This is a genomic window from Rhodoligotrophos sp. CJ14 (assembly GCF_038811545.1).
Taxonomy (GTDB): domain Bacteria; phylum Pseudomonadota; class Alphaproteobacteria; order Rhizobiales; family Im1; genus Rhodoligotrophos; species Rhodoligotrophos ferricapiens.
Genome location: NZ_CP133319.1, coordinates 3,961,348 through 3,987,880, shown reverse-complemented (window position 1 = coordinate 3,987,880; position 26,533 = coordinate 3,961,348). Strand labels below are relative to the sequence as shown.

31 protein-coding genes are annotated in these 26,533 nt (G+C 60.9%); 16 read left to right on the top strand and 15 right to left on the bottom strand.

From position 1 onward, the window contains the following. Positions 1 to 170: 170 nt before the first annotated feature. The gene (locus tag RCF49_RS18575) at positions 171 to 1,151 is read left to right on the top strand and encodes a patatin-like phospholipase family protein (protein WP_342641274.1); all 981 of its coding nucleotides are present in this window, start codon (positions 171 to 173) and stop codon (positions 1,149 to 1,151) included. Positions 1,152 to 1,196: 45 nt separating this feature from the next. Here RCF49_RS18575 and RCF49_RS18570 read toward each other — a convergent pair whose 3' ends face one another. Both RCF49_RS18570 and RCF49_RS18565 read right to left on the bottom strand, forming a co-directional pair. Further along, complete coding sequence (locus RCF49_RS18570) at positions 1,197 to 1,625, bottom strand: CBS domain-containing protein (protein ID WP_342641273.1); 429 nt, start codon at positions 1,623 to 1,625, stop codon at positions 1,197 to 1,199. Between the two features lie 90 nt (positions 1,626 to 1,715). Continuing rightward, complete coding sequence (locus RCF49_RS18565; RefSeq protein WP_342641272.1) at positions 1,716 to 2,435, bottom strand: rhomboid family intramembrane serine protease; 720 nt, start codon at positions 2,433 to 2,435, stop codon at positions 1,716 to 1,718. A 295-nt stretch (positions 2,436 to 2,730) separates the two neighbouring features. Here RCF49_RS18565 and RCF49_RS18560 point away from each other — a divergent pair, with 295 nt between their 5' ends. Then, positions 2,731 to 3,291, top strand: coding sequence for a PAS domain-containing protein (locus RCF49_RS18560; RefSeq protein WP_342641271.1), 561 nt, complete (start codon positions 2,731 to 2,733; stop codon positions 3,289 to 3,291). A gap of 174 nt (positions 3,292 to 3,465) precedes the next feature. Next, complete coding sequence (locus tag RCF49_RS18555) at positions 3,466 to 4,107, top strand: transglutaminase-like cysteine peptidase (RefSeq protein ID WP_342641270.1); 642 nt, start codon at positions 3,466 to 3,468, stop codon at positions 4,105 to 4,107. Positions 4,108 to 4,125: 18 nt separating this feature from the next. Here RCF49_RS18555 and RCF49_RS18550 read toward each other — a convergent pair whose 3' ends face one another. Then, on the bottom strand, positions 4,126 to 4,656 hold the full coding sequence (locus tag RCF49_RS18550; protein ID WP_342641269.1) for a GNAT family N-acetyltransferase: 531 nt from the start codon (positions 4,654 to 4,656) through the stop codon (positions 4,126 to 4,128). Next, on the bottom strand, positions 4,643 to 4,891 hold the full coding sequence (locus RCF49_RS18545) for a zinc-finger domain-containing protein (protein ID WP_342641268.1): 249 nt from the start codon (positions 4,889 to 4,891) through the stop codon (positions 4,643 to 4,645). The genes RCF49_RS18550 and RCF49_RS18545 overlap by 14 nt, the downstream gene beginning before the upstream one ends. A gap of 198 nt (positions 4,892 to 5,089) precedes the next feature. Between RCF49_RS18545 and RCF49_RS18540 the strand changes: the two genes are divergently transcribed. Beyond that, complete coding sequence (locus RCF49_RS18540; protein WP_342641267.1) at positions 5,090 to 5,851, top strand: alpha/beta fold hydrolase; 762 nt, start codon at positions 5,090 to 5,092, stop codon at positions 5,849 to 5,851. A gap of 57 nt (positions 5,852 to 5,908) precedes the next feature. On the opposite strand, the gene RCF49_RS18535 is transcribed toward RCF49_RS18540, so the two are convergent. Then, positions 5,909 to 6,580: a PRC-barrel domain-containing protein gene (locus RCF49_RS18535; RefSeq protein WP_342641266.1), complete on the bottom strand. Its 672-nt coding sequence runs from the start codon at positions 6,578 to 6,580 to the stop codon at positions 5,909 to 5,911. A gap of 240 nt (positions 6,581 to 6,820) precedes the next feature. Continuing rightward, positions 6,821 to 7,672: an enoyl-CoA hydratase gene (locus RCF49_RS18530; RefSeq protein ID WP_342641265.1), complete on the bottom strand. Its 852-nt coding sequence runs from the start codon at positions 7,670 to 7,672 to the stop codon at positions 6,821 to 6,823. Between the two features lie 124 nt (positions 7,673 to 7,796). Between RCF49_RS18530 and cysE the strand changes: the two genes are divergently transcribed. Both cysE and RCF49_RS18520 read left to right on the top strand, forming a co-directional pair. Next, positions 7,797 to 8,633, top strand: a complete 837-nt coding sequence (cysE, locus tag RCF49_RS18525; RefSeq protein WP_342641264.1) for a serine O-acetyltransferase — start codon at positions 7,797 to 7,799, stop codon at positions 8,631 to 8,633. Between the two features lie 145 nt (positions 8,634 to 8,778). Next, positions 8,779 to 8,991, top strand: coding sequence for a DUF3126 family protein (locus tag RCF49_RS18520; RefSeq protein ID WP_342641263.1), 213 nt, complete (start codon positions 8,779 to 8,781; stop codon positions 8,989 to 8,991). 31 nt (positions 8,992 to 9,022) lie between these two features. On the opposite strand, the gene RCF49_RS18515 is transcribed toward RCF49_RS18520, so the two are convergent. Then, positions 9,023 to 9,715 carry a hypothetical protein gene (locus RCF49_RS18515; RefSeq protein WP_342641262.1) on the bottom strand — a complete coding sequence of 231 codons (693 nt, stop codon included), beginning with the start codon at positions 9,713 to 9,715 and terminating at the stop codon, positions 9,023 to 9,025. 361 nt (positions 9,716 to 10,076) lie between these two features. Here RCF49_RS18515 and RCF49_RS18510 point away from each other — a divergent pair, with 361 nt between their 5' ends. Next, positions 10,077 to 10,604, top strand: a complete 528-nt coding sequence (locus RCF49_RS18510) for a gamma carbonic anhydrase family protein (RefSeq protein ID WP_342641261.1) — start codon at positions 10,077 to 10,079, stop codon at positions 10,602 to 10,604. A gap of 22 nt (positions 10,605 to 10,626) precedes the next feature. Here RCF49_RS18510 and RCF49_RS18505 read toward each other — a convergent pair whose 3' ends face one another. The 3 genes from RCF49_RS18505 to RCF49_RS18495 form a co-directional block, all read right to left on the bottom strand. Then, complete coding sequence (locus RCF49_RS18505; protein WP_342641260.1) at positions 10,627 to 11,040, bottom strand: DUF1489 family protein; 414 nt, start codon at positions 11,038 to 11,040, stop codon at positions 10,627 to 10,629. 6 nt (positions 11,041 to 11,046) lie between these two features. Then, complete coding sequence (locus tag RCF49_RS18500) at positions 11,047 to 12,690, bottom strand: L,D-transpeptidase family protein (protein ID WP_342641259.1); 1,644 nt, start codon at positions 12,688 to 12,690, stop codon at positions 11,047 to 11,049. 154 nt (positions 12,691 to 12,844) lie between these two features. Beyond that, positions 12,845 to 13,747, bottom strand: a complete 903-nt coding sequence (locus RCF49_RS18495; protein ID WP_342641258.1) for a branched-chain amino acid aminotransferase — start codon at positions 13,745 to 13,747, stop codon at positions 12,845 to 12,847. Positions 13,748 to 14,001: 254 nt separating this feature from the next. On the opposite strand from RCF49_RS18495, the gene RCF49_RS18490 reads away from it, so the two are divergent. The 3 genes from RCF49_RS18490 to RCF49_RS18480 all read left to right on the top strand — a co-directional run bounded on the left by RCF49_RS18490 (position 14,002) and on the right by RCF49_RS18480 (position 16,695). Beyond that, positions 14,002 to 14,517, top strand: coding sequence for a MarR family winged helix-turn-helix transcriptional regulator (locus RCF49_RS18490; RefSeq protein WP_342641257.1), 516 nt, complete (start codon positions 14,002 to 14,004; stop codon positions 14,515 to 14,517). A gap of 62 nt (positions 14,518 to 14,579) precedes the next feature. Further along, positions 14,580 to 15,266, top strand: a complete 687-nt coding sequence (locus RCF49_RS18485; protein ID WP_342641256.1) for a response regulator transcription factor — start codon at positions 14,580 to 14,582, stop codon at positions 15,264 to 15,266. A gap of 40 nt (positions 15,267 to 15,306) precedes the next feature. Further along, positions 15,307 to 16,695 carry an ATP-binding protein gene (locus RCF49_RS18480; RefSeq protein ID WP_342641255.1) on the top strand — a complete coding sequence of 463 codons (1,389 nt, stop codon included), beginning with the start codon at positions 15,307 to 15,309 and terminating at the stop codon, positions 16,693 to 16,695. A 10-nt stretch (positions 16,696 to 16,705) separates the two neighbouring features. Here RCF49_RS18480 and RCF49_RS18475 read toward each other — a convergent pair whose 3' ends face one another. From RCF49_RS18475 to RCF49_RS18455, 5 genes are all read right to left on the bottom strand, one after another. Beyond that, positions 16,706 to 17,062, bottom strand: a complete 357-nt coding sequence (locus tag RCF49_RS18475) for a tRNA-binding protein (protein ID WP_432807322.1) — start codon at positions 17,060 to 17,062, stop codon at positions 16,706 to 16,708. Positions 17,063 to 17,067: 5 nt separating this feature from the next. Next, positions 17,068 to 17,940: a TetR/AcrR family transcriptional regulator gene (locus RCF49_RS18470; RefSeq protein WP_342641254.1), complete on the bottom strand. Its 873-nt coding sequence runs from the start codon at positions 17,938 to 17,940 to the stop codon at positions 17,068 to 17,070. A gap of 78 nt (positions 17,941 to 18,018) precedes the next feature. Then, on the bottom strand, positions 18,019 to 18,834 hold the full coding sequence (proC, locus tag RCF49_RS18465) for a pyrroline-5-carboxylate reductase (RefSeq protein WP_342641253.1): 816 nt from the start codon (positions 18,832 to 18,834) through the stop codon (positions 18,019 to 18,021). A gap of 54 nt (positions 18,835 to 18,888) precedes the next feature. Then, complete coding sequence (locus RCF49_RS18460; RefSeq protein ID WP_342641252.1) at positions 18,889 to 19,389, bottom strand: YbjN domain-containing protein; 501 nt, start codon at positions 19,387 to 19,389, stop codon at positions 18,889 to 18,891. A 233-nt stretch (positions 19,390 to 19,622) separates the two neighbouring features. Further along, positions 19,623 to 19,961: an accessory factor UbiK family protein gene (locus RCF49_RS18455; RefSeq protein WP_342641251.1), complete on the bottom strand. Its 339-nt coding sequence runs from the start codon at positions 19,959 to 19,961 to the stop codon at positions 19,623 to 19,625. Between the two features lie 193 nt (positions 19,962 to 20,154). Between RCF49_RS18455 and lgt the strand changes: the two genes are divergently transcribed. The 6 genes from lgt to RCF49_RS18425 all read left to right on the top strand — a co-directional run bounded on the left by lgt (position 20,155) and on the right by RCF49_RS18425 (position 26,523). Beyond that, positions 20,155 to 20,994 carry a prolipoprotein diacylglyceryl transferase gene (gene lgt, locus RCF49_RS18450; protein ID WP_342641250.1) on the top strand — a complete coding sequence of 280 codons (840 nt, stop codon included), beginning with the start codon at positions 20,155 to 20,157 and terminating at the stop codon, positions 20,992 to 20,994. Continuing rightward, positions 20,991 to 22,082 (top strand): class I SAM-dependent methyltransferase, encoded by a 1,092-nt coding sequence (locus RCF49_RS18445; protein ID WP_342641249.1) that lies wholly within the window; start codon positions 20,991 to 20,993, stop codon positions 22,080 to 22,082. Before lgt ends, RCF49_RS18445 begins: the two co-directional genes overlap by 4 nt. Before the next feature lie 6 nt (positions 22,083 to 22,088). Continuing rightward, positions 22,089 to 22,871, top strand: a complete 783-nt coding sequence (gene pgeF / locus RCF49_RS18440) for a peptidoglycan editing factor PgeF (protein WP_342641248.1) — start codon at positions 22,089 to 22,091, stop codon at positions 22,869 to 22,871. 272 nt (positions 22,872 to 23,143) lie between these two features. Then, positions 23,144 to 24,316, top strand: a complete 1,173-nt coding sequence (locus RCF49_RS18435; RefSeq protein WP_342641247.1) for a hypothetical protein — start codon at positions 23,144 to 23,146, stop codon at positions 24,314 to 24,316. Between the two features lie 167 nt (positions 24,317 to 24,483). Then, on the top strand, positions 24,484 to 25,416 hold the full coding sequence (locus RCF49_RS18430) for a ribose-phosphate pyrophosphokinase (RefSeq protein WP_342641246.1): 933 nt from the start codon (positions 24,484 to 24,486) through the stop codon (positions 25,414 to 25,416). Between the two features lie 312 nt (positions 25,417 to 25,728). Continuing rightward, complete coding sequence (locus RCF49_RS18425; RefSeq protein WP_342641245.1) at positions 25,729 to 26,523, top strand: lytic transglycosylase domain-containing protein; 795 nt, start codon at positions 25,729 to 25,731, stop codon at positions 26,521 to 26,523. Positions 26,524 to 26,533: the final 10 nt, after the last annotated feature.

Below are 26,533 nucleotides of genomic sequence, written 5' to 3'. Positions count from 1 at the left end.
GGCTGAGTGGAATGCCGGATTGCGGCCAGATATCGGAGCTGGCCGCACGTGCCGTCACACAGCCTTAATCTATCCGAAAGGATAGCCATGGACGATTGCAGAGCTAGACCCACCACAGTACGCGAAGCCATACACCTCCTCCGTGGCGGAGTAGACGAGCGGGCAGACCATTGAGGTTCTGGAGACATTTCGAAGGGCCAGCGAATGGCTCCGGCGAGGCGGTGACGCCGATTGCCGAGCGGCAGCGTCCCCGGGTGGGGCTCGCACTCGGTGCCGGTGCTGCACGCGGCTGGGCCCATATCGGCGTGATCCATCGATTGCTCGAGGCGGATATCGAGTTCGACGTGATTGCCGGAACCTCGATCGGGGCGCTGGTCGGAGGTCTGTTCGCGGCGGGCAAGCTCGATGCGCTCGAAGATTTCGCTCGGAAACTGACGAGGCGTCGCATCTTTTCGCTGCTCGACTTCTCTTGGCGCGGCGGTGGCCTCATTGCCGGCGACAGGCTGCAGCGCATGCTCAATGAGCAACTGGGCGATACGTTGATCGAGGAGCTCGACCGCCCCTTCATTTGCATCGGCACGGAGCTGTTAACCGGCCACGAGATCTGGCTGCAGAAGGGGCACCTGGCCGATGCCATCCGGGCGTCCTACGCCTTGCCCGGCGTGTTCAAGCCGATCTATTTCGCGCATCAATGGCTGATCGATGGGGCCGTGGTCAACCCGATCCCGGTTTCTGCCTGCCGGGCACGCGGGGCGCGGCTGGTGATCGCCGTCAATGTCAATGCGGAGGCCTTTGGCGGGACGGTGGTGCAGCAGCCAGATATCGTTCATGCGGTCGAGCAGGTGGGCGACACGTCTCAGCAGGATGTCAGACCACCGAAGCCCATCGATCCGCGGCGAGAATATTCGACCCCACCGGGCATCAGCGCAGTGCTGGTGGCTGCGTTCAATATCGCCCAGGACAGGCTCGCGCGTTCACGGCTTGCGGGCGACCCGCCGGACGTGCTGATTTCGCCGCGCACGGGGGATGTCGGCCTGTTTGACTTCGAGAAGGCCGATATTGCCATCGAAGCAGGGCGTGAGGCAGCAGAACGGGCGCTGCCGGAGATCCAATGGGCGCTCGACCGTCTGGCACAGGTCGATTCGGCCTGAGAACGAACGTCACCCGCGCGGGACGCCCCTGCCCCGATGCGACTGTCAGGACGCGATGTAGCGCTTCATCTCGGCCGCCTCGAGTTCGGCCTCTGCGATCCGCATCTTGACGACGTCGCCGATCGACACGATGCCCGACAGCCCGTTCTCCGTCACCACCGGCAGGTGCCGCACGCGATGCTCGGTCATCGCTTCCATCAGCTGCGCCACCGTGTCCTCCGGTGTGCAGGTGATGACGTCGCGCACCATGATTGCTGAGAGGGATGCGGAGAGCACAGCATCGCCGTGATCGGCCAGTGCACGGACGATATCCCGTTCCGAGACGATGCCGGCGATACGGCCACCATCATCCACCACGATCAGGGCGCCGATGCGATGCGCGGCGAGACGTTTGGCTGCGGCGTGCACCGTGTCTGTCACCGCCGCGGTGATCACCTCGTGTCCTTTCTGCTTGAGGATCGTCGCCACTGTCATACTGTCCTCCGCAAGACTGTAAGGCCTGACAGCCTACCACAGATCGCAAGGCAGAGCAGCAACGAGTTCTGCGCGAAAGCTCACGCGACGTTAAAGGACGAACCGACGTGTCCAGCGGTCAATCGGGCCAAAAGCAAGAAGACCTGCGAGAAATCCGCCGATATGGGCCTGCCAGGCAACCGTCGCATCATCACCGGCGCCGAAACTCAGCAGTCCGAAAATCACGTTGATGGCGAGCCAGACCAGAATGAAGGTCAGGGGACCGCGACTGGTGAAGGTCTCCCGGACGGTGAGTGGCCTGACATAGCGCTGATCGCGGCGCGTGGCTGCAAGAAGGCCGCCAGGATTGGAGAACATCAGACGGAGGGCTGCGCCCATCTGGCCCGAAATTCCGCCGGAGGCGCCGATCACGGGCGCGAACTCTCCCCAATAGATGAGAAGGTGAAGGGCTGCACCAGCGATTCCAGAAATTGCCGTGAGAAGGAGAAATCCAGCAGGACCCAAGCGGCGGGCGATGAGGGTTCCGAAGGCCAGCATCCAGAAGCTGTTCACCAGCACGTGGGCCCAGCCGCCGTGCAGAAACATGTGGGAGACGAATGTCCAGATATCCGCGCCCGCGCCACCCGGCAGTTCCCCGGCAGGATAAAGATAGCGCGCCGGAATGAAGGCGAAGGTGAGGATCACCCAGAGATCGTCATCGTAGGACAGCACGGAGCGAATGAGATGGATGACGATGAACAGCGCAATAAGGCCGAGCACAACCGGCGGCGCATTGAGCATCGGCTCTGAGGATGATGGAGAACGGCTCATGCGGCGCGCCATCCTGGCCGGGTCGCGCTGTGCGAGGCGTGGTGTCGTCTCATCTGTGCCTTCCGTCGAATCGGGATTTGCAGGGGAAGGTGATCGGCTGGTCCGCACTGTTGTTTCGCATTTTACGGGTGAATGCCACCAGCCTTTTCACGGAATGCTCGCGAAGGCATGAGATGCGCCGTCGCACCCTCCTCTGTGCGATTGTGAGACAGCCCGAGCTGGCACGACAGATGCAAGATCATCGCGCGAGGGTCTTGAAACCTTTTGTTGTGACCAGTACCGGAGCGCGTTGATAATGCCGACCTTTGGTGAGCAAACCGATCTGCTGCACCCCGATAGCGCGCGCCTGTTGGAGCTCTGGACCGGCTGGCGCGGCGATCGGCCTGCTCCCAAGCGCAGCGATGCGAAGATGCGCGAGCTATGTCCGCTATTGCCCTGCATCATGCTGCTCGAGCGCAGCCCCGTGCGACCGCTGTTCACGTTCAGACTGGCCGGCACGGCGCTGCGGCGCTTCACGGGGCGTGAGCTTACCGGCACCGATTTCTCGCAGATCTGGGATCCAGCCGACCGGGAACGGATCAATCACGCGCTCAGCGAGACCCTGTCGGCCTATGATCCTCACGCTTTTTTAGCCAAAGGAGTCAGTGCCTCGGGGCGGACGGCGTCTTTTGAGTGCGTTTTCCTGCCCATGCTTGTGGATGGACGGCAAACCGTGCAGGTGCTGGGCGCGCTGTTCCCTCTTAACGAACCGCACTGGTTTAGTGAACATCCGATAACAAATTTCCGGACAGGATCAGACGAAACCCGCGATATAGGCGCGCTTGATCGTATCAACCAGTTGGTTTCCGGAGCGTAAACCAGTTAAACGGTGAATCAGTCATTAGGTTATTGAATCATGTAAGTGGCTATGTAGTTTAGCTACATTAGCCTTCTGTCAAACATCAAATCCAGATATTCTTCGCATTACCTTTGTTTAAAACGTTGGCGCGCCAGGATGCTCTCAACAAAGAAGAGAGATGGGCGTCAAAGTATGAAGCGATTGGTGGCAACAATTGCAGTGATGGGAAGCCTGGTGACCGCTGCGCAAGCGCAGTCAGCCAGCTTTCACGAGGATAGCGGTGGCTATCGCCTGGCGGTGAACGCCGCCTATGCCAAGGTCCACGAGCAGGCTCTGCCGCCCATCGGCTTCGTTGATTTCTGCAAGCGATTTCCCCAGTCCTGCGCGCGCCAACGTTCCACGCCGGCACGGGTCGCGCTCACGCCCGAGCGGCTCAAGGAGCTGGTCTCGGTGAATGACCACGTGAACAAGATGGTGAAGCCGGCCACGGACAATGAACTCTACCAAGTGGACGAGTATTGGACCATTCCCGGCGAAAAAGGTGATTGCGAAGACTACGCCCTGCTCAAGCAATATTATCTTGAGCAGCTGGGATGGCCACGTTCCACTTTACTTCTGACCGTGGTGATCGACGAGCGCGGGGACGGGCACGCGGTGCTGATGGTGAAGACCACCGGGGGCGACCTGGTGCTCGATAACCAGAACCCGACCGTGCTCGACTGGTCGGAAACGCCCTATCAGTATGTCAAGCGTCAGTCCTCTTACGATCCGAAGATGTGGGAGGCACTCGACGAGCCGACGCGGCCCGGTCCGGCGGCCGTGGCAGCCCGGTGATGCCGAAGCACGGGCAGCTTACCGCATCGGCTTCAGCCGCTTCTCAAGCATCACCAGGTGATCATCGAAGCCCTCGCGGCGATAGAGATCGTGGGCATTGGTGTTGCTGGCGAGGACCCCGATCCTGAGCCAGGCGGCACCGCGCCTCCGGGCATAATACTGCGCCTGATCGATCAGCATTCGACCTATACCCCGCCCGCGATAATCGCTTGCCACGATAAGATCATCAATCATGGCGTAGGAGAGCTGGCTGCGGTCGCGCGCCTCGTCCACCACACGGGCACGCACGCAGACATAGCCGACCACGAGGCCACTGCTGTCGGCGACGAAAATGCGGCCATCGGCTTCCGCGCATTCAGCAAGAAGCTCGTCCACGTACCAGCGTCCAAGCTGGCGCGAAGGCTTCATCCGGAGATAGAGACGCGCCTCGAAGCGGCGAAGCTCATCGGCAAGGGCGATCACCGCGGGAGTATCACGATCATGAAAGTCGCGGATAAGCACCGCTTCCCGCAGATCCACAGCCGCGCCTCGCAAATCAGCCTTCGACATATTCCTTGTAGAGCGCTCCCGCCGGCTTGGAGTCTTCGGGGCCAAGGCTCGGATTGTGGCGGTAGACGGTCGAGCAGTATGAGCAGATGATCTCGCTGTCGTCGCCCATATCCATATAGATATGCGGGTGGTCGAACGGCGCGGATGCACCGGTGCATTCGAACTCCTTCACACCGATCTCGATGACTTCGACACCCATATCGTTGTGAAACTTCGGAATGATCGCGTGCGCCATTGTAGGTCCATCGGCCGGGGGATCACATTCTTCGCGAAAGATCGCAAGGAGGTCGTGATCGCTTGTGGTTGGAGCGGCGCGCCGTCAAGACCATAAAGCCCTCGGGCTGAGGCCGCTCCGGATTGCTCTTTGCGGCGAATAGCATATCCTGGCGCCCCCGCAAAGCACGTGCCGAAGAAATGTCTTCAGGAGCCAATATTGCCGCAGTTTTCCTCGCAGGGCGTGAGTATCCATTACGAAGTCGATGGCGATGGCCCTCCGATCCTCTTGATCCATGGCTTTGCCTCGAATGCGCAAGCGAACTGGATCGACACGGGCTGGGTGACAGCCCTCACCCAAGCCGGCTATCAGGTGATCGTGTTCGATCATCGGGGTCATGGTCAGAGTGAAAAGCTCTATCACTCCGAACTCTATACCACCTCGGCCATGGCCGAGGACGCGGTTGGCCTGCTCGATCACCTCTGCATGCGCCAGGCTGACGTGATGGGCTATTCAATGGGGGCCCGGGTGGCCGCGCGACTCGCGATCGATCACCCTGAGCGCGTGGGGCGCCTCATTCTGGCGGGGCTTGCCGAGAACATGATCAATGGCGTCGGAGGCGCGGAGGATATCGCCAAGGCGCTGGAGGCCGACAGCCTCGATGACGTTCAGGACCGTGACGCGCGGCCGTTCCGGATTTTTGCCGATGCGACCAAGAGCGATCGGAAGGCGCTCGCCGCCTGCATTCGCACCTCGCGCCAGAAGATCGCGGCCGAGGAGCTCAGGCGGATTACCGCGCCGACGCTGATCGCCGTCGGATCGAAAGATCACATCGCCGGTCGGCCCGAGCCATTGCAAGCCGTCATTCCCGGTTCAGAGGTCCTGATCGTGCCAGATCGCGACCATATGCGGACGGTGGGAGACCGGCGCTACAAGGCGGGGGTGATCGCGTTCCTGAGTCAGGCGAGCGCCACTCCATAAAAAAACCAGGCCGCGCTTCCACGCGACCTGGTTTTCGGCGCTAAGCCTTACCAGGCGTCAGTCGCTGGTGCCAGTTGCCGCCCCGGTGCCGCCTGTTCCGGTGCCGGTGCCGGTCATAGGCGTGTTGCCGGTGGTCGTCGCATTATTGTTGTCCGACTGCATTTCGGCAACAGTGCGGAACTCAGGCGCCTGCTCGAGCTCCTCGCGGCTGGCATTCACGATCAGCTTGGCGGTGTTGTCGCCCTGATCCTGCATCTGGACCTTGTCCATCTGGATCGCCACGTCCTTCTGGCCAATGCCAAGGAAGCCGCCTACGCCGACCACGACGCCCTGAATGCGGCCATCGGTGCCGATGATCACGTCGGCCACATCGCCGATGTCCTCGTTTCCAGCGGAATAGACCGTGGTGCCGATCAGGTCGGTGCCGAGATAGGTTCCTTCCTGCTGCATGGTGATCTGACCATCCACAGGCTTACCTTCGCTGTTATCGGCCGTTTGCCCAGTGGAGCCCGGTGTCGAAGGTGCCTGAGCCGTCGAGCCACTGTCGGATGTGCTTGGCGTTTGCGCATTCGGGGTGGTCGTGGCTGGTGGCGTGGGCTGCGCAGACTGATCCTGTGCCGGCTGATTTTGTGCCGGCGGCGTGGGAGTGGTCTGTGCCTGAACCGCGGCCAGCGGGGCAAGACCCAAGCCCGCCGCAATCGCAATGACGCTTACTGTCTTCTTCAGCATGTCTGCCTCCTGACCTTCCAATGATGCTGCTCGGTCGAAGCTTTCGAGAGCCTCGGTCGAAGCAGATCCTCCAGTTCGGGCAGAGCTCAGCCACTTAAAGGCCATGTCGCAGCCGCTCCGGCTGCCGAACCAGACGAAATCCAGCTTCTGTGCCAAGTTAACGCTGAGGCCAGGGTCGGGTTCCACAACTGACGGCGATCAACCATAACCAATTGAGAAGGCAGAAAATAAACCCGTTGCTTAGCTGCCGCGGAAAATTGGACGCCTTTTTTCCATAAATGCTTGGCGACCTTCCCGATAATCGTCACTTGCAAAACAGCGGGCGATCGCTGCGCGGGCGTTATCGTCCAATCCAAAAGAACCAAGGACCGCATCGATGGTGGCGTTCGCCGCCGCGATGGTCAACGGCGCGTTATCGGAAATCGCGTCAGTGAGCTCCCCAACCCGGGCAAGCAGCTCGGTGCGTGGCGCCACCAGGTCCACCAGTCCCATGGCCAGCGCCTCGTCAGAAGAAAAGCGACGTGCGGTGTGAAGGATGAGCTTAGCGCGCGAGGGGCCGACAGCCCGCACCAGAAGCGCCATCGCCTCAGGCGGATAGGCAAGGCCCAGCCGGGCTGCCGGAATGGCGAAGGTCGAGCCCTCGGCCGCGATCCGGATGTCGCAGGCCAGCGCAATGGCCATACCCCCGCCGATGCAGAAACCGTGAATCATGGCGATCACCGATTTCGGACTTTCGGCTATGGCCCGGTAGGCAGCGCTGTTGCGCTCCTCATAAAGGGCAGCGCTTTCCGCGCTGTTGCGCTCACCCTCGAACTCGCTGATGTCGGCACCGGCGATGAAGGCCTGATCCCCCGCGCCCGCCAGCACGACCGCCCGGATGGCGGGGTCCTCATCAAACGCCCGCATCAATGCCGGTATCGCCTCCCACATCTCGAGGCTGACGGCATTGCGCCGCTCCGGGCGGTTGAAGATCAGATAGCCAACGCTTCCCGCGCGGCGTGCCGCAAGATGGGGCGTCGGGGACGGAAGCGCCTCTCCGAGCGCTAAAAGATCACTGTGCATAATGGCAACCTCGTCGGGACGAACACCCATCGCGCTACCAGAGCCATCCACATGCTGCAAGCCGCATCGGCTTGTGCATGGGCATCGGAACGGTTATCTCGTTCAAATAGGCAGCGGGAGGAGACATGTTCCCCCGAGGCGGAAGGAGAAGGCCATGGCACGCTTCACTGCATCCACTGCGAAGCTTCAGCAGGTTGACCCCGTCTGGAGGCGTATCCGGGAGGAAGCAGAAGCTGCGGCCGTGGCTGAACCTGCACTCGGCGGTTTCATCTTCTCCACGGTGCTCTCGCATGATCGGTTCGAGGATGCACTCTCGCAACGGCTGGGCCAAAAGCTTGGCCATGCGGATGTGGGCAGCGATCTCGTGATCAGGGCGTTCGAGGATGCACTCGATGCCTATCCGGCGATCGGCGAGGCTGCACGCGCCGATATCGTCGCCGTCTTCGAACGTGATCCCGCTTGCAGCCGCTATATCGAGCCGCTGCTCTATTTCAAAGGCTATCACGCGATCCAGACCTATCGCATGTCGCATGCGTTGTGGCTGATGGGACGAAAGGATTTCGCGCTCTGGCTGCAGAGCCGGTCGTCGCAGATCTTCTCGGTGGACATCCATCCGGCAGCGCGCATCGGTCGGGGCATCATGATCGACCATGCGCATTCAATCGTCATCGGCGAGACAGCGGTGGTCGATGACGACGTCTCCATGCTGCATGACGTGACGCTTGGCGGCACGGGAAAGGATGTGGGCGACCGCCATCCGAAGGTCCGGCGCGGCGTGCTGATCGGGGCAGGCGCGCGCATCCTCGGCAATATCGAGATCGGTCACTGCTCGCGAGTCGCCGCGGGCAGCGTCGTGCTTCACGACGTTCCGCCCAATCGCACGGTGGCCGGCGTTCCCGCGCGGATCGTCGGCTATGCAGGATGTGAGGAGCCGTCGCGGCGGATGGATCATCTGCTGCGTGAGGAAACCGAAAGCAGCAAAGCGGATTGATGAGATGCGCCGCCGGATTGATTGTGGCGGCTGACATTCCAACCCGCAAAGGCACCTCATGCCTTGCAATCGTCGGCCTTCATTGGACCGCTTCGAGGTGGAGGTGGCGCTTCGCCACATAACAGTTTGGACTAAGGAGAAGACAGTGAAGGCAGACGAAATAAAAAAGCTCGAGCAATATTTCCGCGAGAAGTTTCAGCGGCCAAACATCGTGGTGCGTCGCCGGCCCCAGAAGACCGACTCTGCCGAGGTCTATATGGGCGATGAATTCATCGGTGTGCTGTTCCGTGACGAGGAGGACGGCGAGCTTTCGTATAATTTCCAGATGGCCATTCTGGACATCGACCTGCCGGAGTAAGCGGTTATAGGCTTTGGATCATTTCGCCGCCCTATGGGTGAAATGATCCATTACGCGAACCACCTGGGCGCAGGCTGGCAAGAAGCTGCTTCACGGTGCCTTCGAGCTTCTGCCAATCGGTGAGATGCCGCTCATGAAAGCGATAGACCGCCATCACCTTGTCCGTTACGGGCAATCGTCGCTCGCAAAGCGGCGGGATAATAGTCCCCCTTTCGATTGAACAGTAGAACAGCACGGGGTCGCCTGCCCCCTCCAGCTGCGCAACATAGAGCACCATGCCGCTATAAGGCGTTCCCAGCTTGAACTTATGGCGGGCTAGGCCATTGCCGATGGCATCACCAGGGCCGTCGAGATAGACAGGATAGATCCGTAACAGCTTGTCTGCAGTGCTCGTGGTCTCGGTCCGCTCCGCCAGGTCGATGGCCAAGATCTTATCCAGTTCCCCCGCGTCGGCATCGGAGACGACAGAGCCGGGCTCATATGGCCAGGGAACCCGGAGGCTTATTCGCCTGATTGGACCGAAGATCCGCTTGTCCACATCCAGGATGTAGGGCCGCGGAATAGTGAAGGTCGCATCCTCCAGGGTGACCGTACGTATGCGCGACAGATCCTTCGATGAAGCGCCGCCCAGTATCATCTCGGGATGAGGGCCGAAATAGAGCGCGAACACAGTCCCCATAAACAAAGCAAAAATGCCAAGCAGCACCAGCAAGGGTCCCGTCACGCTCTGCCGATGTGATTCAGCGAGAACAGGTGGTATGGCCAGTGAGCGGCCGTGTGAGGAGTGATGCCTGAAAGCCCGCTCGCTCATTGCGCAAGAACTCCCCGCGGGGCGCCCGATCCCAGAGAGGACGACAGCAACGTCTCACGCGAACCGGTGTCGGCTTCGCTCGAAAATGCTCTAGACCTTGAGAGCACACAAGCAGCCGTTCGGACGGCAGCACAGTGCAAACGGATGTCCACATGAATCCAAGCCTGTTCGCGCGATTCCGTCGATCGATGCTTTGGCGCGGCAGACCACTGGCGCATTGGCGATCATCCTCCTATTAGAATGGCTGCGCCTCAAAAACCAGGAAAGGCAAGTCATGACGATCTACCGTCTCGACAATATCGGGCCGCAACTTCCACCCGCCGGAGATTACTGGGTCGCCGACAGCGCCGCCGTGATCGGCGATGTCCGCATTGCGCGGAATGTCAGCGTCTGGTTTGGCGCGGTGATACGCGGGGATAACGATCCTATACACATTGGGGAGAATACAAACATTCAGGACAATGCCGTCCTGCACTCAGATGAGGGCGTACCGCTCACCATTGGCCGCAACGTCACCGTTGGCCATAAGGCCATTCTGCATGGCTGCACCATCGGCGACAATAGCCTGATCGGTATGAACGCTACGATTCTCAATGGAGCGAAGATCGGCTGCAACTGTCTGATCGGGGCAGGCGCGCTCATTCCTGAGGGAAAGGTCATTCCCGACAATTCGCTGGTGCTGGGTATGCCAGGGAAGGTCGTGCGCGAGCTTGGCGAAGAGGAGTGCCAGGGTCTCGTCCAATCGGCAGAACATTACGTGGCCAACTGGCGCCGATTCGCCAAAGGGCTTGCCCCTCTCTGATTTCCAGAACTTGCCTGCGATCTCAGATCAGCCCTAGCCTGAGCAGCTCCTGCCGCATCGCTTCGGGCACGTTCTCGGCTGACGTGCCGCCCAGATCAGGAGGGGCATCCTCGGCCTTCAGATAGCGCCAGCCCTGAAAGGCGCGGCGCGGCGTCGGACGCACCGGTGCAAGCTCGCTGCCAAGCACGATGCGGCATCGCTCGATCCCGTCGCCCCCGATCACGGTTTTCAGGTCGAGAACAGGCTGGCGCACCTGGATATGGCCGCGAATGACCCAGTAGAGCGAGCCGCCCGCCAATAGCTCGTCGCGCCGCTTGGGAAACATGCGCGTGGTGTGCCCCACGTCCTCGCCACGACGCAGGCGTTCGGCCTGCCATTGGGCAAGATCGTCGATGCTGTCACAACCAACGCAGAGCTTGATGAGATGAAGCGCCATGCCCCATCAATTGACCACGTCGCCCATCTTGCGCAACGCGACCATTAGCTCCGCGTCACGACCATAGACGTCCTTGCGGAAGTTCACCGAGGCATCCTTATTGGCCCAAGCAGTCAGATAGGTGATGTAGACCGGAACCGGCGCCTTCAGCCTGGCGATGCCGTTCTTCTTGACCTGGAGCTGTTCGGCAATGCGGGCGGGGGTCCAAGACGGATCGTCATGACCCAGTATCACCTGTGCCAGCTTCTCCGGGTCTTCCACACGCATGCATCCGTGGCTGAAAAAGCGGTTGTCACGCGCAAACAAGGTCTTGGCCGGTGTGTCGTGGATGTAGACGTTATAGGGGTTGGGGAACATGAATTTGAGGCGCCCGAGGGCGTTTTTCTGTCCGGGCTTCTGGCGCAGGGTTACGGGAAAACGTCCCGGCCCGTAGCTTCCCCACGGCACGCTCGCCGCGTCAACAACCTGGCCCGCGCGGATCACCTCTATATCCTGGGCGGCCAAGGCATAGGGATTGGCCTTGAGCTTGGGCAGATATTCATTGACCGCGATGCTGGTGGGCACGTTCCAATAGGGATTGAACACGACATAGGTCATGTTCTGGGTGAAGACGGGCGTGCGCGAGTACGGCTTGCCGACCACGAGACGCGCATCGTGGATGGTCTTGTTGCCATCGACCACCTTCAAATACTGGTCGGCCAGATTCACAAAAACATAGAACTTGCCGGTCTCGTCCGGCATCCAGCGGCGACGCTCCATGTTCAGCACGAGCTGCTGGATACGCTCCTCGACGGGCACGTTCATTGCGTCGAGGGTGCCTGGCCCAATGACGCCGTCCGCATTCAGTCCGTGCCGTTCCTGAAACAGCTTGACGGCATCGACCAGCGCACCGTCGTAGAGCTCGCCCATGTCCGGTGCGGAGATGGATAGATCCGCGGTGGCGATCAAGAGCTGGCGAAGGCCGGGAACCCGGGGATCGGTGATACCGGGCTTAAGCGTGGGGCCGGCGGCAATCTTTGGCCAACCGCCGCGATGGGCGATATCGCGGTAAAGCGCCAGCGCCTCCTTGAGGCGCGCGTAGTTCGCCGATTGCGGGGCGAGACTGTCGACATAGGGGCCGATGTCTTCGGCCTGCTCTGCGCCATCGAGCAAGCTCAAAGCGCCCGGGCCGATCGGCTTGATGTGGGTGTCCTTGCCGATCTGGTCTGGCACCACCCGGCCTACGGTGAGATCATTGCCATAATCGATGAAAGCACGCGATAGCAGAAGATCAAGCGCCGCTAGCCCCTTAGGGTCCTTCGCGTCCATGCGCGCTGAAATCTCACCGATCCTGTAGTTGCGCGGATCAAGGCCGTCTTCCTCAGCGGCACGGAGGATATCGAGGAAATCCCGCGCCTTGGCCTTGGGGCCAGAGTCGCGCACCCAGAGCGGCTTGAAATCGCGCTCCTGATAATAGGTGAAAACGTCGAAAAGCCGCTTGTCGCCATCGTCTATGCCGACACTAACGGCACCCGACTTGATGACCTGAGCTATCTCCTGCCCTACCCGCGAATTTTCGGGCTCGGCCGTTGCAGGCGTCTCGAAGGCGACGAGCAGAAGCGCAAACCAGAGATGCGGCAATAAAGCGAGACAACGCCGCGCACCGACCATCTTCCCCTCCCCGACGGCGCCGAAGGACCATTTTCCTTATGTCCGGACTTTACAATCCATTTGAGCAACAGTCATGAGCAATCTGGCCATAATAGCACTCGGGGCGCGCCGCTAAGGCCGCCCCGAGTTCATTCGTCTCTGTCCGGTCCGGCGCCTATTCGGCCGCTGCGGTCTGCGGCGCGGATTTTGGCCTGACCGCATCCATGTAAGCGTCCATCAGGGTGCGGCTGGTTTCGCCGACCGTGAAGTTATACTGGCCAATTTCGGAGACGGGGGTCACCTCGGCTGCGGTGCCGACAATGAAGCACTCGCTGAAGCTTTCCATTTCGTCCGGGAAGATGGCGCGCTCGTTCACCTTGATGCCGCGCGCCTCGGCCAGGCCGATGACCGTGCGGCGGGTGATGCCATCCAGGAAGCAGTCCGGGATGGGCGTGTGCAACTCGCCGTCACGGACGAAGAAGATGTTCGCGCCGGTTGCTTCCGCCACACGCCCGCGCCAGTCCAGCATCAGGGCATCGGCATAGCCCTTCCGCTCGGCCGCATGCTTGGACAGGGTGCAGATCATGTAGAGGCCGGCCGCCTTGCTCTTGCAGGGCGCGGTCCGCGGATCCGGACGCCTCCAATCCGAGATGTCGAGCCGGATGCCCTTCAGCCGCTGGGCCGGGTCGAAATAGGATGGCCATTCCCAGCAGGCGATTGCCACCTGGATGCGCGAAGACTGTGCGGAAACACCCATCATCTCAGGGCCACGCCAGGCCAGAGGACGAACATAGCCGTCCACGATCTTCTGAGCAGCAACCACCTGGCGGCAGGCCTCGTTAATCTGATCCGTGGTATAGGGGATTTCGAAATCCAGAATACGCGCAGATTCGAACAACCGGTCCGTATGCTCGGCGAGCTTGAAGATCTCGCCGCCATAGACGCGCTCGCCCTCGAACACGCAGCTCGCATAATGCAAACCGTGATTCAATACGTGAAGCTTGGCCTCCGCCCAGGGTACCAGCGCACCATTGAACCAGATAAAGCCTTCACGCTGGTCGAATGGCAGAACGCTCATCGCCAAACTCCTTCCCATCAATCCGGCTCAGTCCGAGGCTGACTTGCCATCAATCCCCATCCCTCGCGACGACCCGATGCTCTCCAGCAGAGCCAAGGCAGCCGCAATCCTCGGGGGGCCAGGACCCAGGTAACGAAACGTCGTTTCGAGCCTGGGAAAAGCGACTAAGATTTCACAAAACGGACGTCACGAGTAACAATCCGTGCAAAATATGTCAATATAGCTTACATATCTCGGTCAGCGCCCATCGACCAATGGAGGCTACCATAGTTCACGTCGACAGCGATATAGACCGCATCGCCCGGGGGTCGGAGCAAGACGAACATCTCGTCAAGCTGGTGGAGCTCCTGTTCTTTGCCTATCGCGACTTCGTCTCCGACCCGGACGAGATCCTAAGCGATTTCGGTTTTGGCCGAGCCCATCACCGGATCCTGCATTTCGTCGGGCGCAATCCCGGTATTAGAGTGGCGGAACTGCTCGATATCCTGAGGATCACCAAGCAGAGCCTCGGGCGGGTGCTGCGCGAGCTGATCGAGAAGGGCTATGTCTATCAGGAGGAGGGCCGGGAAGATCGACGGCAGCGCCTGCTTTATCTTACTGAACAGGGCAACAGGCTCAGGCTTGACCTATTGGCGCCACAGATCGAGCGTATCAAGCGCGCGATCTCGGCAGTTGACGATGGCGGCCAGGGTGGCGAAAAGTTGCTCTTCCATATGATCGATCCGGAAGACCGCGACCATGTGGCGCGCCTGATACGACCGGATCGATAGGCTGCAGCGCGGCCAAGACTGAGCCTCAGGCTGTATCGGTTGCTCACGGATGCTCAATGGGCATGACATTGCGAGACGAAGCTTCCCATATTCTGGTCGTCGATGATGACCGCCGCATACGCGAGTTGCTCAAATCCTATCTGACCACCAACGGTTTCCGGGTGACGGCTGCAGGCAGCGCCGAAGAGGCACGGGCAGCCATGCAGTCCCTAACCTTCGACCTGCTGATCCTGGACGTGATGATGCCGGGTGAGACGGGGATCGACTTTACCCGCACGCTGCGGGCGAGCTCGGATGTGCCCATTCTCTTTCTCTCGGCACTGTCCGAGAGCAGCGATCGCATCGAAGGCCTGGCGAGCGGGGGTGATGACTACCTGCCGAAGCCGTTCGAGCCACGCGAGCTCCTGCTGAGGATGCGCAACATTCTACGCAGGAAGACTCCCGTTGTCACACAGCGGTCGGACATTACAATGGGTTCCTGCACATTCAATTTGCAGCGGGGCGAGTTCAAGCGCGACGGACAGACCGTCAAACTCACGACACGGGAGCGTGAGCTTCTGTCCATGTTCGCAGAACGGCCGGGCGAGCCGATCAGCCGGGCGGAACTGGCCGGCAGCAATTCGGGTGAGAGCGTGAGAGCCGTCGATGTGCAGATCAACCGGCTGCGGCGGAAAATCGAGAGGGATCCCGCAACACCGGTCTATCTGCAGACCGTACGCGGATCCGGCTATATACTGTATACTGACTGACGTTCGCGCGGAGAGGCGGCGAGACAGAGGCTAGGCATCCATGGTTTCCATCAGCAGCGATTATGATCGCGCGCGACAAAGCAACCAGGGCCTCTATTGGCGCTTCAACCGCTTCCTCGAGCGGCATCTGCCCGATCGCCTCTATCCGCGCTCGCTGATCATCATCATCACGCCGATCGTGCTCCTGCAGTCGATCATGGCGTTCATCTTCATGGAGCGGCATTGGGACCGGGTCACGAAGCAGCTGTCGAAGTCAGTGGCGCGGGAGATCGCCTTTCTGGTCGAGCTTTACGAGTATTACCCCAAGACACCGGCCAATAATCAGCATCTCCTCAAGCTGGCGAATGACACGCTCGACCTGGGGTTGACCATCATCGAGGGGCAGGCGCTGCCGCCGCCAGCCGACAAGCCGTTGTTCTCGCTGCTCGACATGAAGCTCTCGAAATATATCACGCGCTATGTCGGGCGGCCGTTCTGGCTCGATACACTCGGACGCTCGGGTTATGTCGACCTCAGGATCGAGGTCGAACCGGGCGTGACCTTCAGGATCCTCACCAATCAAAGCCGAGCCTACGCCTCGAACAGCCATATCTTTCTTCTCTGGATGGTGGGCTCATCGCTCGTGTTGATGTTCGTGGCGGTGCTGTTCCTGCGCAATCAGATCAGGCCGATCATGCAGCTCGCGGAGGCAGCGCAGAGTTTCGGCATGGGGCGCGACGTGCCTCCGTTCCAACCCAAGGGAGCGGCAGAGGTTCAGATCGCGGCGCAGGCCTTCAACAATATGCGCGAGCGGATCGAGCGTCATGTGGAACAGCGCACAGCCATGCTCGCCGGGGTCAGCCACGATCTGCGGACGATCCTCACGCGGTTCAAGCTCGAGCTCGCGTGTTTCGAGGATTCGCCACAGGTCCGGGAATTGCAGCGCGATGCGGACGAGATGCAGCGCATGCTCGAGGACTACATGGCCTTCGTGCGCGGGGATGGCGGTGAGCGGTCAGTCGATGCCGATATTGCGTCCATTATCTCATCGGTTGCCCGGATGGGCGAAAAGCGGGGCAGCACAGTGTCGGTCAAAACGCCGGACGAGCTCTGGGCCCCGGTCAAGCCCAACGCCTTTAAAAGGTGCCTTGCCAATCTCGTGGGCAATGCCGCCAAACATGCCGAGCATATCAGGATTACGGCAAGCCTCGATGATCATCATCTTGCAGTGATCGTCGATGATGATGGCCCGGGCATCCCAGAGGACAAGCGAGAGGACGTGTTCCGACCGTTTTTCCGGCTCGACGATGCGCGTAATCAAGACGAGACCGGGACAGGACTCGGCCTTGCCATCGCACGGGATATTGCCCGCAGCCATGGCGGGGACATCATACTGGACGACAGTCCGCTCGGTGGTCTGAGGGCAACCATTCAGACCCCGGTCTGGTGACCAGCGCGCCTCAGAACAACCGGCTGCCGTTGGGAACATCCCGCTCGACAGCGGCCAGTACGATATCCCCATTGGCATCCGCAAAGCCCAAGGTCAGAACCTCGGACATGAACGGCCCAATCTGGCGCGGGGGAAAGTTCACCACCGCGGCCACCTTACGGCCGATAAGCGTTTCCGGCGTGTAGTGCACGGTGATCTGGGCCGAGCTTTTCTTGCTGCCGATCGTCTCACCAAAGTCGATCAGCAGCTTGTAGGCAGGCTTGCGTGCCTGCGGGAAGGGCTCAGCCTTCAGGATTGTGCCCACACGGATATCCACCTTCAAGAAATCCTCGAAGGTGATCTGAGATGCGATCTGTCCCCCGTCCATCGATCCTAGCTCGCAGCCTCCGCCTCATCACCCGCTTGCATGTCGCGGTCGCGACGCTCTCGCCGATAGTCCTTGCCGAGATCACGGAGCTGGCGGCCAAAGGAACATGCGATCCTGAAGCTCGAGCACGCGAGCGACACCGGCCCCTGGATGCGGGAAAGGGTGCGCACGCCACGCCGGAGCTGGCGGTCCAATTCTGCCAGGGTCTTGGGCATGGCGGGATCATCCTCATCAAGCCATACCCGTAGCACACGGCCGTACATTGCGCTGAGGCCGAGCGCCTTGACCGCGCCATCCACTCCGCGCGCGTCAATATCGGCTGCCGTCAGCATCCAGCGCTTGGAATGGAGCTGCACCGAAAAGAGCTCTGGCAGGCCATCAAGCGTGCGGGCTGCATCGCGCACTATCGCCTTGAGGGCGGGCTTGTAAGGCTCCAGCAGTTCCAGACGCATCATGATCACGTCGAACAGCCGGTCTCGGGGCGTTTCGCTCTCATCGCGCGATGTTTCCCGCTCAGCGCGGTCAAGCACCGCCTCGTCGATGCTGGTCACGAAGTCAGCGAGGATCGCGCCCTTGCTCGGATAACGCGACCTCAGGGTTGCCAAACTCACCCCACTTTCGCGTGCAATATCCCGCAAGGAGACATCGGCCCAGCCTTGCCTTTCGGCCAAGCGCATCGTGGCAGAGATGATCTTGCCGCGGTCGCCGCCGATCTCATTTGCCACACCTTGCGTCTCGCGTCCGGTTTCCTCAGCGCGCGTCTCCTCCTGCGGGGTGGCGCTGCGCCGGGCGGAGGCTCCACGGCCGGCCTGACGCTGGCCGCCTTTTTTCGCCTTCGAGGGCTTCGCGTCGCCGTTTTCAGATCTGTCTTTTGCCATAGCTATTCCTGTCACTCTTCCAGGCCACCCGTTCTCGTAAAAGTCGATACGGACCGAGTCCGTTCCGACGGTCCGAGGTTAGCCGGCAAGTTCGCGCGAGCGGCGTGCTGCCGCCGCAACGGCACTATCGAGAACGGGCCTTATTCCATCCGCGGCCATGAGCACAGCGAGGGCAGCGGCCGTGGTGCCACCGGGCGAGGTGACATTCTCCCGCAAGGTGGTCGCAGGCAGGCCTGTCACCCGCATCAACTCGCCGGCGCCGGAGACGGTTGCGCGCGCCAGGCGGGTTGCAAGATCCTCTGGCAATCCGGCCCTGACACCAGCGGCCGCCAAGCACTCGGTGAGATAGAAGACATAGGCCGGGCCCGAGCCCGATACCGCGGTCACGGCATCCATCAGGTCCTCGTTGGAGATGCGGGCGACCTCGCCGACGGCAGCCAGCAATTCCTCGGCGAGCCCGATCTGATCGGAGGATACGTTGCCATTTGGAAACAGAACGGTAATGCCGCGGCCGATTGCGGCGGGCGTATTGGGCATGGCACGGACGATGGCTTTGTCTGCCCCGAATGCCTTTTCAAAAAAGCCGGTCGTCTTGCCGGCTGCAACAGAGATGATCAGCGGACGCTGCTCTGCGAGGGACACGAGGCCTGGCAGCACGTCGCCCATGATCTGGGGCTTCACTGCCAAAACCAGCACTGAAACATCACTCAAGCCGTTCAATGGCGGATTGAGGATGACGCCGCGATCGGCGATGAGGCGCGCGATCTCAGCACCGGGCGCGGGGTCGAGCACGGCGATTTGCGCAGCCGGAATGCCGCGACCAAGCCAGCCCTCGAGCATGGCGCCGCCCATCTTGCCGGCACCAACCAAAACAAGCTTACCCCTGAAATTCATCGCACTCACCTCCCCGGCCATGAGGCCGGGCCCACTTGCGGTGCGGTCCCGGCACTATGCCTCGCCCTGGGTCTCCAAAAGGCAAGCCTCCATGGCGGAACTTGCGGATTGACCAGCCCAGATCACGAACTGAAAGGCTGGATAGAAGCGCTCACAGCTTTCGAGCGCAAGTGTGATCAGCGCCTCGCACTGGGATTCCGTGACCTCCACGCCGCCGGACAGCAAGAGGCCATTGCGAAAGATGAGCGTGCCTTCGTTCTTCCAGAGGTCAAAATGGCCAAACAAAAGCTGTTCGTTGATCAAGGCGATGAGCTTGGCGACCTCGTCCTGACGGGTCGGCGGGACCCTCAAATCGAAGCCGCAAGCCAGGTGGAGGCCTTCGAGATCATCGCGCCAATTGATGCAGATATGCAGATCGGTCCAAGCGCTTTGAATGAGAAGATTGACCTCGTCTTCCCCGCTGCGATCGATCGACCATTCGTGAGCAGCAGCCACACGCTCAAGAATATCCAGAGGATTTACCTGCTCATTACTGAGCGTAAGAACAGCCACCATCAGCATCTCCCCTCGGCCGTGATGTGACCAGCGCGGCAACTGACGCGACCCACACCAGATCTCGCGCTTCGAATCAAATCAACCGCAACAAATAGACGGTGGCTTAGAGCGCGGATTCGCGCAAGCCATCACCCCTAGAAAGCTGGCACAGATCCACAGTGCATCGCGAAGGCGAAAAAAATTGTGCAGAAAAATCAGGCTAGAAGGCACGGTACCGCAAATAGCGAATTTATTCAGTCCTCGGCAGACTTAGGCTTGGTGCTGCGTGTCCGTGGTTTACGGGCCTCTCCTGCCGCCTCGGTCGCGCCATCGCTTGCGGTGAGTTCAGCGATCGTGGCCTCAAGCGCAGCAATCCGGCTCTGCAATTGCTCATTTTCCTCGCGGGCCAAACGCGCCATCTCACGCACGGCTTCGAATTCATCCCGTTGGACGACATCGAGATCATTGAGGATACGCTCGGCCTGAGAGCGGATAAGATTATCGAATTCACCCCGCAAGCCTTGTGCAGCGCTCGCTGCCGTCCCGAACATCCGGGCCATCTCGTCGAATATTCTGCTGGACGGATTGGTCATCTGGCCTACCCTGCTCATTGATTTGTTTGACGAGCCGCTGCTCGCGCGCGGACGCACGCTTTTCAAGACTTCACTTAAGCTGGCCGCCAATTTTGTTCAAGGCAACAAGCGCGCCGGCTGAGATGTTCGGCCGGATTGACTTCAGCCCTTCAACAGACTCATCCTGCCGGCCATTTCGCGCCGGAGTCTTGTCATGCCACTTTTCGCGATCCCCTTCCCTGCCATCGATCCGATGGCAATCGAGATCGGCCCATTCGCGATCAGGTGGTATGCGCTGGCCTATATCGTCGGCCTACTGTTTGGCTGGTGGTTCGTGCGGCGGCTGGTCTCAAGTCCGCCGCTTTGGAATGGAGCAGCGCCACTCAAGCCGCTCGATATCGATGATATGTTCCTGTGGGCAGCGCTCGGCGTCATTCTCGGGGGCCGGGCCGGCTATGTGCTGTTTTATAATCTGCCGGCTTTCGCCGAGGATCCACTCGAGATCTTCAAGCTGTGGCACGGCGGCATGTCGTTTCATGGCGGATTTCTCGGGGTGATCATCGCCGTGCTGGTGTTTGGCTGGCGACGCAAGGTCAGCGGCTTCACCATGCTCGATCTCGCCGCGGCGGGCGTGCCGGTGGGGCTGTTTCTCGGCCGTATCGCCAATTTCATCAATGGCGAGCTTTATGGCCGCGTCACGGACATGCCATGGGGCGTCATCTTCCCCGATCCCAATGCGGGGCCGCTGCCGAGGCATCCGAGCCAGCTTTATGAAGGATTTCTCGAGGGGCTCGTCATTTTCGCCGTCCTGGTCTGGCTGATCTATCGCTGGCGGGCACTGAGCCGGCCCGGGCTCTGTGCCGGCGTGTTCACGGCCGGCTATGGGATCGCGCGGATCATCGTCGAATTTTTCCGCATGCCCGACCCGCAGATCGGATATCTCTTCGGTGGGTGGCTCACGATGGGCATGGTGCTCTCGCTGCCCATGGTGGCGGTCGGGCTCTGGCTCATCATCCGGGCCATTCGCCACCCCCAAGCACAGGCGGCCACGTGACCGACGCAACACCTCTCGAAGCGATACTGAAGCAGATGATCCTCGCCGGCGGCCCGCTTCGGCTCGACCATTACATGGGCCTCTGTCTCTCGCATCCGGCGCATGGCTATTACATGCAGGGTGATCCGTTCGGTGCGCGGGGAGACTTCGTCACGGCGCCCGAGATCAGCCAGATGTTCGGCGAGCTGATCGGGGTGTGGTCGGTTCACGTGTGGCAGAGCATGGGCGCTCCCCGGCACTTGCGCCTCATCGAGCTTGGACCGGGACGAGGTACGCTCATGGCCGATCTCACGAGGACGGCGCGGCGTCTCACCGGACTCGGCTCGGATGAGATCTCGGTTCATCTCATCGAGATGAGCCCCGCGCTACGACAGGCGCAAGCCGCAAGGCTTGCTGGACAGAACGTTGCCTGGCATGACGGCATCGACACCGTCCCCGATGGCCCGGCGATCCTTATTGCCAATGAATTCTTCGATGCGCTGCCCGTCCGGCAGTGGCAATTTTCGAACGGCGCGTGGGCTGAGCGCTGCATCGGACTTGACGGCGCGGACAGGCTCGCCATTGGGCTCAGGCCCGGCTCAACGCCACCAGCAGAATCCTTGCCGCCCGATCCTCCCTTCGAGGGCGCCATAATAGAATATTCGGAAATCCAGGCCAGAATTGCCACGGAAATCGGCGAGCGCGTCAGCAGCCAGAACGGCGCAGCGCTGATCATCGACTATGGTCATCTCGGCGGATATGGCGACACTGTGCAGGCCTTGAGCAAACATCGCTTCGTCTCGCCACTCGCCCGCCCAGGTTTGGTTGATATAACAGCCCATGTGAATTTCAGCGCTCTCGGCACAGTCCTGAAACAATCGGGCGCGGCTGTCGCGGGCCCCATTACCCAAGGGGACTATCTGGGCGCAATGGGTTTGACCGAACGGGCCTTGCGGCTGAAATCATCGGCCGATGCCAAACAGCAAAAAGAGATCGATTCGGCCGTTCAACGGTTGGCGGGGGAGACCCATGCGACCGGAATGGGCAGGCTGTTCAAGGTGCTCGCGGCTCGGCATCCCGCCTTGCCCGTGCCGCACCCGTTTCAGTGAGGCGGTATGATCGAGGCGAAGAACCTGATCAAAATTCCCGAAATCCGGCACGGCTTCTTCACGCGGGTCGGCGGCTTCTCCAAAGGCATATATGCGACACTGAATTGCGGGCTCGGCTCGGCGGATGAGCCGGAGATCGTGCTGCGCAATCGGGAGATCGTCGCAACCTCCCTCGGCTTGCTGCCGCATGAACTCATCACCTGCTATCAGCATCATAGTGCCGATGTGATCACCGTGACCGAGGCCTGGGGCACGACTGGGCTGCCCAAGGGTGATGCCATGGTCACGGACCGGCCGCATATCGCGATCGCGGTGACCACGGCCGATTGCGTGCCGGTGCTGTTCGCGGACCAGCGAGGAAAGGTGGTCGGCGCTGCCCATGCGGGCTGGAAGGGGGCGCTGAGCGGGGTCACCGACAACACGATCAGCGCCATGGAAGGGCTCGGCGCGAAGCGGGGCGAGATCTGCGCCGCGGTTGGGCCCGCCATATCCGGCCGCTCCTATGAGGTGGGACCGGAGCGCTATCAGGCCTTCATCGAGGATGATGCGGAGAATGCCCGCTTCTTCCGCCGGTCTGGTCGCGAGGGCCATTACATGCTCGATCTGCCGGCCTATGTGGAAAACCGGCTGGCCAAAGCAGGCATTGGCTCCGTCGAACGGATCGACCGCTGCACTTATCAGGATGAGGAGCATTTCTACAGCTTCCGTCGCTCGACCCATCGAGGTGAGCCGGATTATGGCCGCCAGCTCTCGGCGATCACGCTCGGACCTGAGCGGTTCGTCGGCTAAGTCTCGCCTCTTTAGCGCCGCGCATTTTTCTTCACGCGAACCGGTGTCCACTTCGCGCGAAAATGCTCTGGCAACAGTCCGCGCCCTCAATTAGACGTAAATTAAACGTGAACGGTATGCCATGACGCGGCCACCGTCCGGTGGGATCATAAAATCCGTGGTTGCAGAATTTATGCTGCGATTCGCGGGGCGGGGATTTACCCTCGGATCGAAGCTCTCCTGAAGGGGGTCTATTGTACCGAAGGCGATGGCAGAGGTTCGGCGGGCATAACATGCTCAATCGCCTCGCCGCGTGCATGGTGCTGCTGGCCGCGGCATCGCTGAGCCTGCTGGGCTGCACAGCGGGCGAGCAGCCTTTCGCCAAGAATGTCAATGCGCTCGCTACACCAAGGGACGCCCAGGAATGGCCCCGGGTGACGGTGAGCTCGTTTTCCGGCCTGCCGGAGGGCAAGGATGCCTTGTTCCTCCAGGCCTTGGCGGCGGAAACCTATCGCAGACAGATCGCGCTTGTGAATTCCCCGCCTGGGGCCGGCCTTTACGCGCTCTCGGGAGCGGTCTCGGCGCGCGACGTGGATGGACGCACGGCGGTCAGCTGGAACTGGGACGTGACAGGCTGGGAGAACGGCGAGAAGACCACACTTTCCGGTCAGGAGTTCGTGGCAGCGCCCAAGGGCGCGGCGCCCACACCGCCCCCTAACCCGGACAGCGGCCCTTGGGGGCAGGTGGATGATTTCATGCTGCGCCGCGTCGCCATGCATATGGCTGAAGGCCTATCCAGCTATTTTGGCGAACGAGGATATCTCACCCAGACCGCCGGGCTGCCGCCGCCCGTCGAAACCTTCGTCCGCGCAGGCCCAGGTGCGGAGAAGGACATCGACCTCACCATGCTCGGCCCCAACGAGCTCGACATGCGCCGGCAGCGGGGTGAAATCTCCGAGGAACAGCTCGCGATCGCAGGCTTGCCAAGCCTCGCGGCACCGCCGGCTGACGGTATGGCGGCGGAAATTCCGTCAGATGCCGCGGAAGCGGAGGCCGGAACGGTTGCGCAGTCCAAGCCGGAGGACAGTGAGCGGGCCGGGACGGGAACGGCAATCCGGAGCGTAGCAGTGGCAGCGATCACCGGCGCCCCGGGGGATGGCAATCTGGCGCTTGCAGCCTCTCTCCGGAAAATCCTGCGAAATGCAGGTTGGCCGGTGAAGGACAAAACCGGGCCTGACACACTGGTCATCAAGGGCTCGGTCGGTGTCGCGCCTCCTTCCGAGGGCGTCCAGCGGGTTTCGCTGGAATGGACAGTGAATGATCCGGAAGGCAAAGTGCTGGGGTCGATCAAGCAGGCCAACCAGGTTCCCGCAGGCTCGCTCGATGGCAAATGGGGCCTGACGGCCGACTATGCCGCAGAAGCTGCAAGCTATGGTATATTCGAGCTGGTGAGCAAGCTGCGCTGAGGGCCAGAGGGGCGCACGCGACCTCCGCGTCCAACGTGCAGATTCGCCAGCAGGCATTGTGCGGCGCAGCAGCCTTGCTGTTTGTGCAGTTTACAGGAAAGTGAGCGGTTGTTATAGAGCGCCCTCACCACTCATCCTGGCTGAGTTTCTTCTCTGGGATCTTCTATATGAAGCTCGTTGCGGGCAACGCCAATCGCCCTCTCGCCGAGGCCATTGCCGCCTATCTCCAATTACCACTCACCAAATGTGTGGTTCGGCGTTTCGCGGACATGGAGGTGTTCGTCGAGATCCAGGAGAATGTGCGCGGTGAGGACGTCTTCGTCATCCAGTCGACCTCCTTTCCGGCCAATGACAATCTGATGGAGCTGCTGATCCTGATCGATGCACTGAGGCGTGCCTCCGCTCATCGCATCACAGCGGTCATTCCCTATTTCGGCTATGCGCGGCAGGACCGAAAGCCCGGACCGCGCACGCCGATCTCAGCCAAGCTTGTGGCCAATATGATCACCCGGGCCGGTGCGGACCGCGTGCTCACGGTTGACCTGCATGCGGGACAGATCCAGGGCTTCTTCGACATCCCGACGGATAATCTGTTCGCCTCTCCGGTGATGGTGCGCGATATCGTCGAGCAGTTCGATATCAGCAAGGTTACGGTGGTCTCCCCTGACGTGGGTGGTGTCGTGAGAGCCCGGGGTCTCGCCAAGCGCATCAATGCCCCACTCGCCATTGTGGACAAGCGGCGTGATCGGCCCGGAGAGTCGGAAGTGATGAATATCATCGGCGATGTCGAAGGGCGCACCTGTATCCTGTTCGACGACATCGTGGATTCCGGCGGCACTCTGTGTAATGCCGCGGAAGCGCTGATGGAGCGCGGGGCAACCGAAGTGTCGGCTTATATCACTCATGGCGTGCTCAGCGGCGGTGCGGTGGCTCGGATCGGCGCCTCGGCACTGAAGCAGCTCGTCATCACGGATTCCATCCAAGCGACCGAGGCCGTGCGTGTTTCGCGCACGATGAGGGTCATCACCATCGCGCCGCTTTTGGGCGAGGCGGTGGCGCGAACCGCTCGAGAAGAGTCGGTCTCCAGCTTGTTCGATTGACGAATCAACCAGAAGATGTGGAATTGGGGCTAATTAAAGGCAAGAGCTCTGGTTGATAAGTTGCTAACATAAAAAGAAAAAATTTAATCCGCATTCCACAACCGGCTTATATCCCGCGCGCGGCCCAAAAAACTCCCCATTGCCGTCCTGATCTCGCCGAATCAGCTGACCAATCAAGCGCCTGACCAATAAAGACTTTTAATTCCGAGCGGGGGCAGAGGTTCCCAAGACGAGGGTGTTTTTTCCTGTTCATGGGTCAGGACGGCCGTGGACGACCGCCTTCCCTGCGCTCGTGTCGTCAGGAGTAAGACCGTGCTTGCGAGAGCATTAATCGTCGTCTCATCTATTTTCCTCGCCGCATATGCTGGTGCCGACGGGGCCAGCGCCAAAGCCAAAGAGCCAGCTGTCAGCACGCAACAGGGAAAGCACAGCGCAGGCAAAGCCTCCAAGTCCGCGGCCTCTAAAAAGAAAGCCACCAAGACCCGCGCCAAGGCGTCGGTAAAGTCTTCGAAGGCCAGGAAAACCGCAGCCAGCAAGGCACAGCGGTCCAAATCCAAGGTCACCAAATCCGCACAGAAGACCAAAGCTGCTGCCCGCAAGTCCGCTAGCGCGCGGAAGAAGGCAGCCGCGGCCACGCCAAAGCCGGCGGTGGAAGCCGCGGTCAGCACACCCGGCAAAATGACGGAGCGCCGGGCCCGCTTTCTCCCGATCGCCGGCCGCATCAAGCCCGAGGGCCTGCCGCTCACGCTGGTTGACGCCGTGATTACCCGGGAGAGCCGTTATGACCCGAAGGCGCGCGGCAGCCTCGGTGAGATCGGGCTCATGCAGCTCATGCCCGCCACCGCACGCAGTCTCGCTCGCCAGCATGGGTTTGGCGACGTCGCCGACCTTCCCGCCGCGCAGTTCGCCGCCTGGCTCGAAAAGCCCGAGAACAATATGCGCCTCGGCATGAAATATCTCAGCATGTGCCACAAGAAGGCCAAGCAGAACGTAGCCGCCACGATCGGCTGCTACAATGCGGGCCCAGGCAATATGTGGGCCTGGAAATCGATCGGGCACACGCGTCGCTATGTGAGCTTCGTTAACGAGCACCTGGCCAGCAACTGATTCCACACAT

What these genes read in the sequence shown, in the direction of transcription:
- RCF49_RS18570 (WP_342641273.1), bottom strand. Translation starts at nt 1,625, where the DNA reads ATGACAGTGGCGACGATCCTCAAGCAGAAAGGACACGAGGTGATCACC.
- RCF49_RS18565 (WP_342641272.1), bottom strand. Translation starts at nt 2,435, where the DNA reads ATGAGCCGTTCTCCATCATCCTCAGAGCCGATGCTCAATGCGCCGCCG.
- RCF49_RS18560 (WP_342641271.1), top strand. Translation starts at nt 2,731, where the DNA reads ATGCCGACCTTTGGTGAGCAAACCGATCTGCTGCACCCCGATAGCGCG.
- RCF49_RS18555 (WP_342641270.1), top strand. Translation starts at nt 3,466, where the DNA reads ATGAAGCGATTGGTGGCAACAATTGCAGTGATGGGAAGCCTGGTGACC.
- RCF49_RS18550 (WP_342641269.1), bottom strand. Translation starts at nt 4,656, where the DNA reads ATGTCGAAGGCTGATTTGCGAGGCGCGGCTGTGGATCTGCGGGAAGCG.
- RCF49_RS18545 (WP_342641268.1), bottom strand. Translation starts at nt 4,891, where the DNA reads ATGGCGCACGCGATCATTCCGAAGTTTCACAACGATATGGGTGTCGAA.
- RCF49_RS18535 (WP_342641266.1), bottom strand. Translation starts at nt 6,580, where the DNA reads ATGCTGAAGAAGACAGTAAGCGTCATTGCGATTGCGGCGGGCTTGGGT.
- RCF49_RS18530 (WP_342641265.1), bottom strand. Translation starts at nt 7,672, where the DNA reads ATGGGTGTTCGTCCCGACGAGGTTGCCATTATGCACAGTGATCTTTTA.
- cysE (WP_342641264.1), top strand. Translation starts at nt 7,797, where the DNA reads ATGGCACGCTTCACTGCATCCACTGCGAAGCTTCAGCAGGTTGACCCC.
- RCF49_RS18510 (WP_342641261.1), top strand. Translation starts at nt 10,077, where the DNA reads ATGACGATCTACCGTCTCGACAATATCGGGCCGCAACTTCCACCCGCC.
- RCF49_RS18505 (WP_342641260.1), bottom strand. Translation starts at nt 11,040, where the DNA reads ATGGCGCTTCATCTCATCAAGCTCTGCGTTGGTTGTGACAGCATCGAC.
- RCF49_RS18500 (WP_342641259.1), bottom strand. Translation starts at nt 12,690, where the DNA reads ATGGTCGGTGCGCGGCGTTGTCTCGCTTTATTGCCGCATCTCTGGTTT.
- RCF49_RS18495 (WP_342641258.1), bottom strand. Translation starts at nt 13,747, where the DNA reads ATGAGCGTTCTGCCATTCGACCAGCGTGAAGGCTTTATCTGGTTCAAT.
- RCF49_RS18490 (WP_342641257.1), top strand. Translation starts at nt 14,002, where the DNA reads ATGGAGGCTACCATAGTTCACGTCGACAGCGATATAGACCGCATCGCC.
- RCF49_RS18485 (WP_342641256.1), top strand. Translation starts at nt 14,580, where the DNA reads ATGACATTGCGAGACGAAGCTTCCCATATTCTGGTCGTCGATGATGAC.
- RCF49_RS18480 (WP_342641255.1), top strand. Translation starts at nt 15,307, where the DNA reads ATGGTTTCCATCAGCAGCGATTATGATCGCGCGCGACAAAGCAACCAG.
- RCF49_RS18475 (WP_432807322.1), bottom strand. Translation starts at nt 17,062, where the DNA reads ATGGACGGGGGACAGATCGCATCTCAGATCACCTTCGAGGATTTCTTG.
- RCF49_RS18470 (WP_342641254.1), bottom strand. Translation starts at nt 17,940, where the DNA reads ATGGCAAAAGACAGATCTGAAAACGGCGACGCGAAGCCCTCGAAGGCG.
- proC (WP_342641253.1), bottom strand. Translation starts at nt 18,834, where the DNA reads ATGAATTTCAGGGGTAAGCTTGTTTTGGTTGGTGCCGGCAAGATGGGC.
- RCF49_RS18460 (WP_342641252.1), bottom strand. Translation starts at nt 19,389, where the DNA reads ATGGTGGCTGTTCTTACGCTCAGTAATGAGCAGGTAAATCCTCTGGAT.
- RCF49_RS18455 (WP_342641251.1), bottom strand. Translation starts at nt 19,961, where the DNA reads ATGACCAATCCGTCCAGCAGAATATTCGACGAGATGGCCCGGATGTTC.
- lgt (WP_342641250.1), top strand. Translation starts at nt 20,155, where the DNA reads ATGCCACTTTTCGCGATCCCCTTCCCTGCCATCGATCCGATGGCAATC.
- pgeF (WP_342641248.1), top strand. Translation starts at nt 22,089, where the DNA reads ATGATCGAGGCGAAGAACCTGATCAAAATTCCCGAAATCCGGCACGGC.
- RCF49_RS18435 (WP_342641247.1), top strand. Translation starts at nt 23,144, where the DNA reads ATGCTCAATCGCCTCGCCGCGTGCATGGTGCTGCTGGCCGCGGCATCG.
- RCF49_RS18430 (WP_342641246.1), top strand. Translation starts at nt 24,484, where the DNA reads ATGAAGCTCGTTGCGGGCAACGCCAATCGCCCTCTCGCCGAGGCCATT.